Here is a 13,722-nt window from a genome sequence, read left to right on the forward strand (position 1 = left end):
CCTGCTCTTCTTCACGTCCGTCTCCTCTAGGTGACGGACTCTCACTCAAACCGAGGGATCAGGAAGGGGGCAGGTCACGACCGATAAAGAGACCTTTTCCGGTCGCCTCGTCGACCTTTTGAGCCCCTCGCTCGACGATATTGATTTCGTCGACGTCGCACGTTCTCTTGCGCAGTCGACCCGTTACGGCGGGCATACGTTCGCCCCCTTCACGATAGCTCAGCATTCGGTGCTCGTCGCCGACTTGCTGCCCGAGCGCCTTCGCGTGCATGGGCTCTTACACGATGCCCCCGAGGCTTACGTCACTGACATTCAAACGCCTCTCAAGAGAGCCTTCCGGTCTCTGCTCGGCGACGCCTTCGACGGCGCCCTCGATCGAATCGAGTCGAACTTCGAGCGCCTGATCTATGCCAAAGCGGGCGTCCCCCTGAGGGGCGTTCATTTGTCGACCTTGATCGCGGGATATTCTATCGGCTCGCCGAGGGCAAAAAGGCGACCAACAAACGTCAACCCCCTGTTCCTGTCCCGCCTCATTTGCTTGCGCACATGCGCCGCTGGAAAGATAAGAAGATCGCCGCCACCCATTTCGTCGAGTGGAACGGCAAGCCTATTGCATCCGTAAAGACCGGGTTCGCTCGCGCCGTCGGCCTTGCCAAACTTGAAGGCAATGTGACGCCCCACACGCTCAGGCACACGGCCGCGACTTGGCTGATGCAAGCTGGGGTCCCGATTTGGGAGGCGGCCGGGTTCCTTGGCATGTCGCCGGAAATGGTCGAGCGGACTTACGGGGACCATCACCCCGATTATCTGAAGGGCGCCGCCACCGCGCTTGGCAGGCGTCATCGTCGCGTCGTTTCTGTGGGCATATCTGAGGGGAAACCAGACGCAGTCCCAAAGAAAACTGTCTAACTTATTGAAAAACTTGGTGGGCCAGGCAGGATTCGAACCTGCAACCAGACCGTTATGAGCGGCCGGCTCTAACCGTTGAGCTACTGGCCCCGAGCGGCAAGTACGCCGCCTGAGATCCTTGCTGTCTAGCGGCAACAGGGGGACGCACGCAATGGCCTTGCGCGGGGCGGCCCGCGCCCCGCCTACGTCGTGCGGGCGCCCGGCCAGTCCGTGAGCGCTGGGGGCTGTCTACTCGGCGATGCGCAGGGACCCGAGATTCCGCGCGATCTCCTCGAAGACCTGCACGATCTGCGCGCTGTCGTTGGCGACGAAGGCATATTTTTTGCCGGTCGCTGCATCGTCGGGCGTCGCGCATTGCTTCAGCAATGCGAGCCCCTTGTCGTCGATCGGGTCGGTCGACGTGCTGAAACCCACAGTATAGACGGTAACGCCGTCCGCCTTGGCGTTGGCACAGGCTTGCAACGTGCGGGCGTCGAGGGCATCGCGAGCCTTGCCCGATGTCGTGATGCCGGTGAACTGCGGCGCGAAACGGTCGTTCGTGTAGTAGCCGAAGGGCGAATAGACGGACTTGTTGGGGTTGTTCGCCGAATTCCAGGCGTTCATGCCGTCGGTCATCAGGATGACGACCTTGTGGTTGTTTGGTGCCCCGTAGTTGCGACCGTTGCGGAAGGGGGCGTTCGGCGAGATGCTGCGCCAACCCCACATGAAGCCTTCGAGCAGGTCCGTGTTGCCGGCCGCCCTCATTGCATTGATCGAACTGACCACGCTGCCCGGGTCCCGCGGCCTGTCCGTCAGGCGCACAAGCTGCATGGCGTCGCAATTGTAGTTGGGGCCGCGGCTCGTGCTCAGCATCGCCGCATTCTTGTTGATCTTGTACTTGCAGACACGGTTCTGCAGCGTCGTCGCATCGGTCGGGGCCTTGCCGCTGCAGGCGCCGCCGTTGTCGTTCAGATAGCTGTTGTTATAGGTGTAGTAGGCACCGCTCGGCAGGTAGAACCGCGTCTTATCCTTGTCGCCGGGTTCATCCGGGGCGAATTGCGGTACGAAATAGGCATCCGCACTGGTCGTGGAGCCGTAGTCGGCGGCGATGTCCTTCACGCCCCAGTCACCACGCCGCGCTTCGACGCAGCCTGCCCATTCGACGCCGAGCTCTTCGAAGAGCTTGAAGCGCGAAGCCGGGACCCAGGCCCCCGGGGTCGAGAGATCGCGCGTGAGGTTGTTCCAATGGATCGGTGACTTCGCTGCCGTATCGATCCACGGCGCATCCTTGAACTCCTTGCCCACCTTGACCGATATGGTGAAGGGCACGAGCGAGATCTGCATGCGCGGGCCGGAGGTGGCCGTCTGCTGTACCATCGCGTCGATCGGGAAGAGGGCGTCGACAAGCTTGAGTGCGGCCTCCTTTGTCGCGTCCATTTTCGACTTGCCGCCTGCGCTCGAGGCCATCGAGCCGGAATTGTCGAGCACCAGCGCGATCTCGTAGCTGTCGTTGGAAAGAAGCGAGCGCGCGAAGGCGCCGAGCGTCACACGCGCCGTCTGGCCAACGCCGGAGGCGAGCGCCGCCATGAACACCGGTTCGTAGTATGCGACCGTCCGGATCTTCACCTCGGTGCGGGCGGAACTGATCGTGACGGAATCGACGAACGCGTGCTCCGCCATGGTTTCCGTCGAGGCGCCGGGGAACTCACGAGCCATCGCGCCCGCGAAATAGCGCTTGGCCGCATCGGTCACCTCCGCGTCGGACCGCGAGAGCGCCATCGGAGCGATGGCAAGCACCGTGGCGTCCGTCACCTGCTGCAGCTTGGCGCGCAGCGACGCGGCGCGCGTGTAATCGATCGTCGAGCCGATGCCGAGCATCAGCGGCGTCAGGGCCAAGGCGAACCACACCACGATATTGCCGGCTTCGCTGCGCTGGCAAGCAATGAGAAACCGTTGCAGGGCCGACAGCATCCGCATTCGCCATCCCGAGAAAAACCTCCAGGAAGACTGGCATGCCATCCGTAAATTCGGTGTTTCGCCAATTCCGAAAAATCCACACCCCCTCACACATCCGCTTAAATGTAATGATTATGCAAAATACTAAGGCAAAATAATACTAAATTTGTCGCATTCTGCATTGAAATTGCGACAAGTCGGCGAGGTGCGGCCGCGCGGCACGGCCCTCGCCTCAGCGGCGCCGCGGCCGATATACCGCAACCTCTTCCGCGAGACCGTCGAGGGCGAAGGCGCCAAGCGGCTCCGGATCGGCCCACAGATGGTCGGCGAAGGCACGCGACATGAGCAGCGGCTCGTCGAGGGTCTTGTTGAGGCGCGCGAGACGGCTCGTCAAATTGACGTCGCGCCCGACGACCGTGAAGTCGAGGCGCTCGCCCGAACCGACGTTGCCGTAGGCCGCTTCCCCGTGGTGAAGCGCGATGCCGGCCTGGAGCGGCACCGAGAGCAGGCCGCTGGCGTTCTCTTCGGCAAGGCGCGCCAGCGCGTTCTGGGCGGCCGTGAGGGCGGACTGAGCCGCCGCACCCGTGTCGTCGCCACGATCGCGGAAGATCGCAAGCAGACCGTCACCCATATATTTCAGGATCTCACCCCCCTCCGCCTCGATCGGCGGAACCAGGCAATCGAAATAACGGTTGAGCAGGGCCACCGTCTCTTCCGGCGCCAGCGTCGAGGTCAGACGCGTGTAGCCACGCATGTCGGCAAAGAGGATGGCGGAGCGGATACGGCTTACCTGCCCGCGGCGCACGTCACCCGACAGCACACGTTCGTGCGGCTCGTTACCGATGTAGATGCGCAGAACGTGATCGAGCGTGATGTAGCTCGCCGAGATCTCCATGACGGCCGCGACCGCCGGCATGATGGCGTGAAGGAGTGCGATGTCCGAGGCCGAGAAGCCGCCGGCCGCCTTCGTTGTGAAGGAAATGCCGTTCTCGTCACCGTTGGCGAAGAAGACAGGGAAGCACAGATAGTGCGTGTAACCCATCATCTTCAGCTCGGGCACGATGCCGAATCGTTCGTCCGGCGTGTCGGGCAGCCACAGTGCAAGCCACGTACGGGTCTGATGCACGTGGTAGAAGGGGCTGCGCGTATAGCTGTCGCGCGCGTTCGGCAGGTAGGGATAGGCGTGCCGTCTTACACCCTGTCCCTTGACCCATAGGCGGGCCACGGCTGCATGTTCGGAATGGAGCGTCTCGACCGTTAGGGAGGCCCTGTCGACCGGCACGCCGGCAGCGTTCAGACGCTCGCACAGGCCGCTCAGGATCTCGACGGAATCGCGTGACTGACGCGCCTCGTTGAGCAGCCAGTCGCGCAGGGCAACGCTTGCGCGCAGGGCTTCGGGCGAAAGATGCCTGGCGAGTTCGTAGGACGACGCACAGGCAGGGCAATCGAACGGCGAAGCGCCGCGGCCTTCACCAAGGCCGGCGTGGTGGAGAGGACCGGCCGAGGAGCCGGCATCGAGAACGGGGGCGGCCATATCAGCGGTCATGCCGCGCAGATGTGGGCGCGCAGACATCGATTGGCAAGAGCCTCCTACCCACCAAGAGGCTCTTTGCCCACGGTGTCAGCCGAACTGCACCGGAATGATCTCTCCCGTCGACAGGGAGCATTCACCAAATCCCCCCGTCATGAAGCCAAACGACGGATCGTTGAGCATCAGGGCGCAGGTCATCGACCCGCCCGAACGACCGAAGAGGACACCCGAGGCTCTTGAGCTACAGGTCGTCTCGCGATGAGACAGCGTGCTCGACCGGCCCCATCGGTGCCGGATCGTCTCGTCGGCCATGGTTCGCGTCCGTTCGACCACGACCTGACCCTGAAAGCGTTCGCCATCCGGCAGGATGGCAACGGCTCTGGCACGGTCGAACAAGACACCCTCGTTGACCACACCGGCCGGGCGGCCGGTGGGGGCGATCATCATCCCTTGCCCCCGGGTAGTCATCTGGCAAAGGGCGAGAAGAACAGCGACGAGACCAAGGGAGACGCTCGACCGCAGCATGACACCTGCTAGCAAGGCGTGGAGATGCGGGGAAGCCGGGCGCCCCGATCGGAGCCCTGCCCCGGTCCGGCGGGTTACGCGGACAGGAAGCATATCGCCAGCGAAGCATTGCGAGAACATGATGGCCACGGACGCCCGCATGGCGCTCCGACTGCTCGGCCCGGCGTCAAGCCGAATGTGAAGGGCGCGCCATCGATACGGCGGGCCCTCGGATCTCGCACCCATGGGCCTTGTCCACGACGCGCCGCCAGGAAGCAGCGCGCCGCGAGGGCCCCCTTGGCTTGCTTCTAGTTGTCGAGGAAGCTCCTCAGCTTCCTCGACCGGCTCGGATGCTTCAGCTTGCGCAGCGCCTTCGCCTCGATCTGGCGGATGCGCTCGCGCGTCACCGAGAACTGCTGGCCCACCTCCTCAAGGGTATGGTCCGTGTTCATGCCGATGCCGAAGCGCATGCGCAGCACGCGCTCCTCGCGCGGGGTGAGCGAGGCGAGGACGCGCGTCGTCGTCTCGCGCAGGTTCGACTGGATCGCCGCGTCGATCGGCAGGACGGCGTTCTTGTCCTCGATGAAATCGCCGAGGTGGGAATCCTCCTCGTCGCCGATGGGCGTCTCGAGCGAGATCGGCTCCTTGGCGATCTTGAGGACCTTGCGCACCTTCTCCAGCGGCATGGCGAGCTTTTCGGCGAGTTCCTCAGGCGTCGGCTCGCGGCCGATCTCGTGCAGCATCTGGCGCGACGTGCGCACGATCTTGTTGATCGTCTCGATCATATGCACCGGAATGCGGATGGTGCGCGCCTGGTCGGCGATCGAGCGGGTGATCGCCTGACGGATCCACCAGGTGGCATAGGTCGAGAATTTATAGCCGCGCCGGTACTCGAACTTGTCGACCGCCTTCATGAGGCCGATGTTGCCCTCCTGGATGAGGTCCAGGAACTGCAAGCCGCGATTAGTATATTTCTTGGCGATCGAGATCACGAGGCGGAGGTTGGCCTCGATCATCTCCTTCTTGGCTTGGCGGGCTTCCTTCTCGCCCTTCTGCACCATGGAGACGATCTTGCGGAACTCGTGGATCTCGAGGCCCGTCTCGGAGGCGAGCGTCTGGATCTCCTGGCGCAGCTCCTTGATCCGGTCCTTCTCCTTGGCGACGAAGTCCTTCCACCCGCGCGTGCCGAGCTTGGACACGCGCAGGATCCACTTCGGGTCGAGCTCCGAGCCCTGGTGCTGCTTGAGGAAGTCCTCGCGCGCCACGCCATAGCTCTCGGCGAGCCGCATGAGCCTGCCTTCGAGGCCGATGAGGCGCTTGTTGATGTCGTAGAGCTGCTCGACCAGGGCGTCGATACGGTTCTGGTTGAGCGACAGCGACTTCACGGCGACGATGATGTCGTCCTTGAGCTTCTTGTACTTGCGCTCCTGGGCCGGAGAGAGCTTGAGGTTCTGCAGGCGGTTCTCGATGTCCTGGTCCTGCAGGCGCCGCAGCTTCTTGTAGTTGTCGGCGATGGCGTCGAAGGTCTCGAGCACACGCGGCTTCAGCTCCGCCTCCATGGCAGAGAGGGACACGTTGTTCTCGATATCGTCGTCCTCACCCTCTCCTTCCGGAACAGGCGGCTCGTCGAGACCATCGCCGGCCTCGCCGTCGCCGATCTCGCCGCCCGTGGCACCCTTGCCTTCGGGGTCGGCGTAGGTCGCCTCGAGATCGATGATGTCGCGCAGCAGGACCTTGCCGTCGACGAGCTCGTCGCGCCAGATGATGATGGCCTGGAAGGTCAGGGGGCTCTCGCAGAGCCCGGCGATCATCGCCTCACGCCCCGCCTCGATGCGCTTGGCGATGGCGATCTCGCCCTCCCGCGACAGGAGCTCGACGGAGCCCATCTCGCGCAAATACATGCGCACGGGGTCGTCGGTGCGCTCGGCCGGTTCGCTCGTGCGCTCCACCTTCACGGGGACGGGGCGCGAGGCCTCGACGAGGTCACCGCCGTCGACCTCCTCCTCCTCTCCCTCGTCGGACTGGTTCTCGTCGGCGTCCTCGGACTCGACGACGTTGATGCCCATCTCGCTGAGCTGCGCCAGCACGTCCTCGATCTGCTCCGAGGAGAACTCCTCCGAGGGGAGGACCTCGTTCAACTCGTCATAGGTGACGTAGCCGCGCTTCTTGGCGAGCTTGATCATCCGCTTGACGGCGGCATCGGTCAGGTCGAGCAGCGGGCCGTCGGCCTGCGTCTCAGGCGCCTCCTGCGTCTCTTCCCGTTCCGTCGTTTTCGTCGCCATGGCTATTGCTCCACTCGCCCCGGCTGCGCGCCGGCCCGGCATGGGGGCGCGGTCACAGACAAAAAGGCAGCGCGGGCATCGATGCCCGGCCACCCGTCACACCTCTTGGCCGATACAACCGTATGATCGCTTGACTAACCGTTAACCATCCCCAGTCGTCGGCGGCGAACACGCCCCTTACAACTGCACGTAGCGCAGATGCAACCTTTCCGCCGGCTCCAGGCCGGCGTGGTGAGGACGTGCCCCTCCGCCCGATCGGCGCACTCATGAGGGAAGCCCCACACCCTGCCCCTCGGGTTTCACCCCATCGACGTCAGCCTCCGTCCCCTCCAGGGACGATATCTGGGCCCGTACGTCCAGCAACCAGGCGAGGTTGGTTTCGCTCTCTTCCTCGGCGAGCGCGCGCTCGGCCGCTCTGAGTTCGGTATGTAGCGTGTGCGCGCGCCGATGCAAGGTGACGGCCTGATGCAAAGCCCCGTAGACGGCATCGATATCGGCGTCGGGGGCGAGCGCCCAGCGGTCACCAGGCCGCACGACGCGCTCCAGATCGACGAGCACAGCGCCGAGCCCGGCCTCTGCGATGCGGTCGCGCAGGGCGGCGGAATCGTGCTCCTCCTCGCTCGCCGCCACGTCGACCATCCTGGCGCGCAGACGCCGCGCCTGAGCCCCCGTCAGCTCAAGCCCGGCGATCATCTCGCAGTGGCGCAGAAGCAGCGGCGGGTGTGCGAGAAGAGCCAAGAGAATCAAGGCCTCACGCGGGGATTCCCGGCCAGCCGCGGCAAACAACGGATGCCGGGCGAGGGCGGGGCTCGCCCGCAAGGGCTCCTCAGCCGGTAGGAAGCGCCCGCGGGCATCGCCCCCGCCCCGATGTCCGGTTGGCGGACGACCGGCCCCGCGGCGCGGCCCGATGACACCCGGCATGAGGCCCGCGAGGCGCGCGCCGATCTCGGCGCGGTAGTGGCGGCGCAGCGTCTCGTCCTTCAGGTGCGACAGCAAGTCGCCGATGCGACGCTCCAGCGCGGCCCGCCTTTCGGGCGTATCCAGCGGCGCCCTCTCCACCTCGCGCGCCCACAGCACATCGACGAGAGGGCGCGCTCCGGCGAGCACGGCATCGATGGCGGCCGCCCCACCGGAGCGGCTGAGATCATCGGGATCCTGGCCCTCTGGCAGCAGGGCGAAGCGGAGGGACTTGCCCGGCTGCAGGAGGGGCAGCGCCACATCGATCGCGCGGAAGGCGGCCTTGCGCCCAGCCCGGTCGCCGTCGAAACACAGGATCGGCTCGTCCGCCATGCGCCAGAGCAGGGCGAGCTGCTCCTCGGTCAGCGCCGTGCCCAAAGGCGCGACCGCGTGGGGAAAGCCCACCGCGCTCATGGCGATCACATCCACATACCCCTCGACGGCGATGACCGTGCCGCGGTCGTGGGCAGCCTTGCGTGCATTGTGGTGGTTGTAGAGGAGCGACCCCTTGTGGAACAGTGGCGTCTCCGGGGAGTTGAGGTACTTTGCCGGCACGTCGGCGCTCATCGCGCGCCCGCCGAAGGCGACCACCCGTCCGCGCGCATCGCAGATCGGGAACATGACGCGATCGCGAAAGCGGTCGTAGGGGACGTTGATTTCCTCACCGGCGACGAGCAGGCCCGCATCGATCATCATCTGCGGCGGCACGCCCGTGGCGGCGAGATGGTCGCGCAGGGCGAAGCGCTCGGGGGGGGCATAGCCGAGACGAAAGCGCTTCTGGATCTCGGGCCCGAGGCCACGACCGGCGAGATAGCCGCGCGCCTTGCCGCCCTCCCTGCCCTGCAGGGTCGCCTCGAAGAAGGCGCAGGCAAGTTCCAAGACCTGGTGCAGGCTCTTGCGCTCCTCCTCCACGCGCTCGGCCTCGCGCGAGAGCTTGGGCAGCGTCACGCCCGCCTCCGCAGCCAGCCGCTCGACCGCCTCGGGGAAGGAGAGCCCCTCCACCTCCATCAGGAAGGTGAAGATGTCGCCGTGCTTGCCGGAGGAGAAGCAGTGGTAGAAGCCCTTCTGGTCATTGACGTAGAAGGAGGGCGTCTTCTCCGCGTTGAAGGGCGAGAGGCCCTTCCACTCGCGCCCGGCCTTCTGCAGGCGTACGCGCTTGCCCACCACTGCCGTGACGGGCAGACGGCTCCGAATCTCTTCGAGAACGGAGGGTGGGTAGCGCATCGGGGCTCGTCGTCAGCTGCGGCGGTGATGTTAGCGCACGCGCCACCGGCTTCCGCAAGCCGGAGTGGAGGCGACGCACGATGGGGGGCCGGAGGGGCCGAATTCTCCGACTTTTCCACTGTCTCCACAGGGCGAGGGAGATCACCCTGCCCTGGCCTCGCCCCGCCCCTCGGCCACCTCAACCCTTGGCGAGGAACTCCTTCACGAGGCCGCTCGCCTTGGCGAAATCCATGCGACCGGCGAACTTCCCCCGCAAGCCGGCGATGACCTTGCCCATGTCCTTCACGCCGGTGGCGCCCGTCGCGGCGATCTCGGCGGTGATCGCCGCGCGCATCTCCGCCTCGTCCATCTGGCGCGGCAGGAAGGAGGTGATCACCTCGGCCTCCTCCTTCTCCTGGGTGGCGAGCTCGCCGCGGCCGGCCTGCTCGTAGATCGAGGCCGATTCCTGTCGCTGCTTGATCATCTTCTGCAGGAGGGCGAGGACCTCCTCGTCGCTCGCCTGGCCCTTGCCGGAGCCGCGGGCCTCGATGTCCTTGTCCTTGAGGGCCGCCTGGATGAGGCGCACGGTGGCGAGGCGCCGCTTGTCCCCGGCCTTCATTGCCTCCTTGAGAGCGTGGGTGAAACGCTCGCGCAGGGAAGAACCGCCCGTCACTTCGCTCATTGCAGCCTCTCGCTTTCGCTCATGGGGAGACCTATCGGCCTGAATGGTGTCGATCACGAATGGAACGTTGACGGGCGCGCCGTCACTTCTTAGGTTCCGCCTCAGTCGAGCGGGCGGCCGGCAGGCTTGGGGCCCGCCTTTCTCATGACCGGCTCCCAAGCCGGCGCAGGGCTTAAACCGATCATGACGACGCTGCAAGACGACAAGGCCGCGGGCGGCTGGGAAGAGCCGCGCGCGACGGCCGTTCTCGTGCTGGCCGACGGCACGGTGCTCGAAGGCTTCGGCCTCGGCGCCGAGGGCGAGGCGACCGGCGAGGTCTGCTTCAACACGGCGATGACCGGCTACCAGGAGATCCTGACCGACCCCTCCTATGCCGGGCAGATCATCACCTTCACCTTCCCGCACATCGGCAACGTCGGCACGAACGAGGAGGACATCGAGACGGTCAACATGGCCGCGGCCTCCGGCGTGCGCGGCATGATCGTGCACGCCTCCATCACGGAGCCCGCCAACTGGCGCGCCACCCGCCACCTCGACGCCTGGCTCAAGGCGCGCGGAATCGTGGGCCTCTCGGGCATCGACACTCGCGCGCTCACCGCGCTCATCCGCGAGAAAGGCATGCCGAACGCGGTCGTCGCCCACGATCCGTCCGGGAATTTCGACCTCGACCGGCTGAAGGCGCTCGCTGCCGGGCTCCCGTCGATGGACGGCCTCGACCTCGTGCCGCTCGTCACCGCCGCTCAGCGCTACGAATGGGACGAGACAACCTGGGCGCTCGGCGAAGGCTACGGCCGGCGCTGCGAGGCGAAGCACCATGTCGTCGCGCTCGACTACGGCGTGAAGCGCAATATCCTGCGTCTGCTCGCCTCGCGCGGCTGCAAGGTCACCGTCCTGCCGGCGACCGCAACCGCCGAGGACGTGCTTGCGCTCAAGCCGGACGGGGTCTTCCTCTCCAACGGCCCCGGCGACCCGGCAGCGACGGGCGAATATTCCGTACCGGTGATCAAGGCGCTCCTCGACAAGAAGGTGCCTACCTTCGGCATCTGCCTCGGGCACCAGATGCTCGGCCTCGCTGTCGGCGCCAAGACGACCAAGATGCACCAGGGCCACCACGGCGCAAACCATCCGGTGAAGGACGTGACGACGGGCAAGGTCGAGATCGTGTCCATGAACCACGGTTTTGCGGTCGACCGCGCGACGCTGCCGCCGAACGCCGTTGAAACCCATGTGTCGCTCTTCGACGGCTCGAACTGCGGCATCGCGCTGACCGACCGCCCGGCCTTCTCGGTGCAGCACCACCCGGAGGCAAGCCCCGGCCCGCAGGACAGCCACTACCTCTTCGACCGTTTCGTCGAGATGATCGAGGCCGAGAAGGCCAAGAAGGCGGCCGCCTGACAGACTTTTGGTCTGAGCCTTTTCCTCCTCCCTCTGAGACAGCGCGCTTCCCGAGCCCGTCGGCCCCGGGGGCGCTACATTCCCCCTCACTGCTGCCCCTGCTTCTTCACGGAACCAGTGTCCAGTTTGGCGCAAAATGCGCTAGTGAGACCATGCGGCCCTGACCGCGCCGCATGGGGGAATGCATGAACTGGCGCGATTTCTGGAATTCCGACACGCCGATCTACGTCAGCGAGCGTCACAAGCTCCTGCACTACCGGCTTGTCGCGCGGGACTTGGCGACGCTCGTGCCCTCCCCCGATGCCACGGTCCTTGACTACGGCTGCGGCGAGGCCCTGGCGGCGGACGAAGTGGCGCGCCACGCGTCCTCTCTCATCCTCTGTGATCAGGCTCCACTGGTACGCGACAGACTGAAGGCCCTCTTCGGCGCCAACCCGAAGATCTCGGTGCGTGCGCCGGAGGAGATCGAGGCGCTTCCCTCGTCGAGCCTCGACCTCGTGGTCATGAACTCGCTCGTCCAGTATCTGAGTCGCACCGAACTGGAAGGGCTACTCCGCCTCTGGAAGGACAAGCTCAAGTCCACCGGCCTGCTCGTTATCGCCGACGTCGTTCCGCCGAAAGTGAGCCCCGTGACCGACGCCGCCGCCCTCCTCTCCTTCGCCCTCAGGGGGGGCTTCCTGCTTGCAGCCGTCGCGGGCCTCGTGCGCACCTTCTTCTCCGACTACCGCAAGATCCGCGGCCGGCTCGGGCTGTCGCAGTACGAGGAGGCTGATCTGTTGGCGCTGCTCGGGGCCGCGGGCTTTTCGGCCGAGCGCTGGCGCCCGAACCTCGGCCACAACCAAGCGCGCATGACCTTCCTGGCGCGGCCGGCCTGATGGGCTGCGACGCTCACCGTCCAGCGGACGCGAAGGTCCAGATCCGGTTGGCGAGAAAGGTCCAGATGAGGACGAGCCCGGTCGTCACGAGCTGCGCCGGGACATAGGGCGCGCCCCAGCGGTCGACGAAGAGGTGCATGAAGAGGCCGGTCAACAGAAAGCCGACGGCAGCCACCAGCGCAAACCGCCAGGTGGCTTCGCGGTGCGGACGGTCGCTCGCGAAGGTGTGGCGGCGGTTGAGCCCGTAGGAGACGACGCCGCCGACGACGAAGCCCGCGAGCGTCGCTGGAACGGGCGCGACGCGGGCAAGTTCCACGAGGCCGATCAGCGTGCCGTAATGGCCGACGGCGGCGAGCACGCCGACCCCGGCGAAAGTCACGATCTGACGCACGAGGAGGCGCATGCTGTCGGCAGCGGTCATGGTGCGGGTTGGGACACTTGATCCGGAAGGCTGCCCTACCTGTCCGGACGATCGATCTGCAAGTCAATAGCCCTCGCCCCGACGCCGGCTGCGGACAATCCGCGACCGCCGGGCGAAGGGAGCTGGCCTCCGCCGCCCCCCCTGCGCGGTACGATATTGCCATCAACTCAACCGTTGGTAGATTTCGATCATCCCGCTCCTGCCGGCCGGACCCACGAGCCCCCCACGAGAGGGGATCGCCACATGACGCGCCTCGATCGCAGAGCATTCGTCGCGAAGGGCCTTCTCACGCTCGCCGCAGCCGCCAGCGGCTGGCGGGCGACACCGGCCTTGTCCCTGAGCGAGGAGGACTATTTCGACGGCATGGCGGAGGATCACGGCGTCCTTAATCGCCGCATCAACCTGACGCTCATCGACCCTGCCTTCCGCCGCCAGCTCGTGGCCTACCCCAATGGTCAGCTGCCGGGCTCGATCGTCATCGATACGCGCGAGCATTTCCTCTATGTGACGCGCGACGACAACTCGGCAATCCGCTACGGGGTCGGTGTGGGACGCGAGGGCTTCCAATGGTTCGGCAGCGCCTCGGTGCAGCGGAAGGCTATCTGGCCGAACTGAACGCGCCGGCCGAGATGCTGCAGCGCCGGCCGGACATTCCGAAGTTCGTCAAGGGCTGCCCTGACAATCCCCTCGGTCCCCGCGCCCTCTACCTCTACCGCGACGGCAGGGACCTGCTCTATCGCATCCGCGGCACCACCAGGCCCTGGACGATCGGCGGCGACGTCTCGAGCGGCTGTATCCGCATGCTGAACGAGGACGTCATCGGCCTCTGCCAGCGCGTCCCGACGGGGACGCGCGTGCTCGTTCATCCGTATCTGACATGACGGCTGCGGCCGTCCGCCGGGCCGAAGCCGGGTGGCATGCGGGCAAACCGCGAGCGGAGCGGTAATCCGGCGCGCCGGCCTTGCGCTTGCCGCCTGCGAGCCCTTCCCTCCCCCGCGATTCTCGTCTATGAGGCCGGGTTGATCCGG

11 protein-coding genes, 1 tRNA gene and 1 pseudogene are annotated in these 13,722 nt (G+C 65.9%); 4 read left to right on the forward strand and 9 right to left on the reverse strand.

All coding sequences use genetic code 11. The annotated features are described in order from the left end of the window. Positions 1–58: 58 nt before the first annotated feature. Positions 59–271 carry a hypothetical protein gene (locus tag QNA08_RS13320; protein ID WP_283741219.1) on the reverse strand — a complete coding sequence of 71 codons (213 nt, stop codon included), beginning with the start codon at positions 269–271 and terminating at the stop codon, positions 59–61. 191 nt (positions 272–462) lie between these two features. On the opposite strand from QNA08_RS13320, the gene QNA08_RS13325 reads away from it, so the two are divergent. Then, complete coding sequence (locus QNA08_RS13325) at positions 463–909, forward strand: tyrosine-type recombinase/integrase (protein ID WP_340322161.1); 447 nt, start codon at positions 463–465, stop codon at positions 907–909. A gap of 14 nt (positions 910–923) precedes the next feature. On the opposite strand, the gene QNA08_RS13330 is transcribed toward QNA08_RS13325, so the two are convergent. From QNA08_RS13330 to QNA08_RS13360, 7 genes are all read right to left on the reverse strand, one after another. Continuing rightward, a tRNA-Ile gene (locus QNA08_RS13330) sits at positions 924–999 on the reverse strand. Between the two features lie 138 nt (positions 1,000–1,137). Continuing rightward, positions 1,138–2,865: a TadE/TadG family type IV pilus assembly protein gene (locus tag QNA08_RS13335; protein ID WP_283741220.1), complete on the reverse strand. Its 1,728-nt coding sequence runs from the start codon at positions 2,863–2,865 to the stop codon at positions 1,138–1,140. A gap of 211 nt (positions 2,866–3,076) precedes the next feature. Next, positions 3,077–4,417 (reverse strand): adenylate/guanylate cyclase domain-containing protein, encoded by a 1,341-nt coding sequence (locus QNA08_RS13340; protein ID WP_283741221.1) that lies wholly within the window; start codon positions 4,415–4,417, stop codon positions 3,077–3,079. 48 nt (positions 4,418–4,465) lie between these two features. Next, the gene (locus QNA08_RS13345; RefSeq protein WP_283741222.1) at positions 4,466–4,822 is read right to left on the reverse strand and encodes a hypothetical protein; all 357 of its coding nucleotides are present in this window, start codon (positions 4,820–4,822) and stop codon (positions 4,466–4,468) included. Positions 4,823–5,187: 365 nt separating this feature from the next. Further along, complete coding sequence (gene rpoD, locus QNA08_RS13350; protein WP_283741223.1) at positions 5,188–7,161, reverse strand: RNA polymerase sigma factor RpoD; 1,974 nt, start codon at positions 7,159–7,161, stop codon at positions 5,188–5,190. A 264-nt stretch (positions 7,162–7,425) separates the two neighbouring features. Next, positions 7,426–9,342, reverse strand: coding sequence for a DNA primase (dnaG, locus tag QNA08_RS13355; RefSeq protein ID WP_283741224.1), 1,917 nt, complete (start codon positions 9,340–9,342; stop codon positions 7,426–7,428). 178 nt (positions 9,343–9,520) lie between these two features. After that, positions 9,521–10,003, reverse strand: a complete 483-nt coding sequence (locus QNA08_RS13360) for a GatB/YqeY domain-containing protein (RefSeq protein WP_283741225.1) — start codon at positions 10,001–10,003, stop codon at positions 9,521–9,523. Between the two features lie 183 nt (positions 10,004–10,186). On the opposite strand from QNA08_RS13360, the gene carA reads away from it, so the two are divergent. Both carA and QNA08_RS13370 read left to right on the forward strand, forming a co-directional pair. After that, complete coding sequence (carA, locus tag QNA08_RS13365; RefSeq protein ID WP_283741226.1) at positions 10,187–11,398, forward strand: glutamine-hydrolyzing carbamoyl-phosphate synthase small subunit; 1,212 nt, start codon at positions 10,187–10,189, stop codon at positions 11,396–11,398. Positions 11,399–11,583: 185 nt separating this feature from the next. Further along, positions 11,584–12,273 (forward strand): class I SAM-dependent methyltransferase, encoded by a 690-nt coding sequence (locus QNA08_RS13370; RefSeq protein WP_283741227.1) that lies wholly within the window; start codon positions 11,584–11,586, stop codon positions 12,271–12,273. Between the two features lie 13 nt (positions 12,274–12,286). Here the strand turns inward: QNA08_RS13370 and QNA08_RS13375 are convergent, their stop codons facing one another. After that, positions 12,287–12,694, reverse strand: coding sequence for a GtrA family protein (locus tag QNA08_RS13375; protein WP_283741228.1), 408 nt, complete (start codon positions 12,692–12,694; stop codon positions 12,287–12,289). 243 nt (positions 12,695–12,937) lie between these two features. Between QNA08_RS13375 and QNA08_RS19055 the strand changes: the two are divergent. Then, positions 12,938–13,575: pseudogene (locus QNA08_RS19055) on the forward strand (L,D-transpeptidase). Positions 13,576–13,722: the final 147 nt, after the last annotated feature.

This window comes from Chelatococcus albus, assembly GCF_030067675.1.
Classification (GTDB): domain Bacteria; phylum Pseudomonadota; class Alphaproteobacteria; order Rhizobiales; family Beijerinckiaceae; genus Chelatococcus_A; species Chelatococcus_A albus.